Below are 784 nucleotides of genomic sequence, written 5' to 3' on the forward strand. Positions count from 1 at the left end.
ATCAATGCCGACGTGCTCGGCTACTGAGGAGAATGACCATGATTGAGATCCAACAGATCATCGGCGGCAAGTCCGTCGCAGCCGCTTCCGGCGCCACCTTCGATCGCATCGATCCCTATACGGGCGCAGTTGCCACGCGCGCGCCGGCCGCCGGCCTCAAGGATGTCGAAGCGGCGGTTGCCGCAGCCTCTGCGGCCTTTCCTGCCTGGTCGAAGACGGGCCCGGGCACAAGGCGGGCTCTGCTTCTCAAGGCCGCCGATATCATGGCCTCCAAGGTCGATGATTTTGCCCGCCTGATGATCGGCGAAACCGGTGGTACCGCCGCCTGGGCCGGCTTCAACACCATGCTGGCTGCCGGCATGCTGCGCGAGGCCGCCGGCATGACCACCCAGGTCCAGGGCGAGATCATCCCCTCCGACAAGCCGGGCACGCTGTCGATGGCAGTCCGGCAGGCCGCAGGTGTCTGCCTCGGCATTGCGCCCTGGAACGCGCCGATCATCCTCGGCACACGCGCCATCGCCATGGCGCTTGCCTGCGGCAACACCGTGATCCTCAAGGCCTCCGAAGCCTGCCCGGGCATGCATGTGCTGATCGGCCAGGTCATGGTCGAAGCGGGCTTCCCCGAAGGAGTCGTCAATGTCATTACCAATGCGCCGGCCGATGCAGCAGCAGTTGTTGAAGCCCTGATTGCAGCACCGGCAGTCCGCCGCGTCAACTTCACCGGCTCCACCAAGGTCGGCCGGATCATCGGCGAGCTCTGCGGGCGTCATCTCAAGCCGGCTCT

1 protein-coding gene is annotated in these 784 nt (G+C 65.6%); it reads left to right on the forward strand.

Going from position 1 to position 784, the window contains the following annotated elements:
• Positions 1 to 38: 38 nt before the first annotated feature.
• Positions 39 to 784: aldehyde dehydrogenase family protein (locus tag Q4481_RS24570; RefSeq protein WP_304379062.1), on the forward strand; the 746-nt coding region annotated here is incomplete at its 3' end.

The organism is Fluviirhizobium alvei (assembly GCF_030551875.1).
Taxonomy (GTDB): domain Bacteria; phylum Pseudomonadota; class Alphaproteobacteria; order Rhizobiales; family Rhizobiaceae; genus Rhizobium_E; species Rhizobium_E alvei.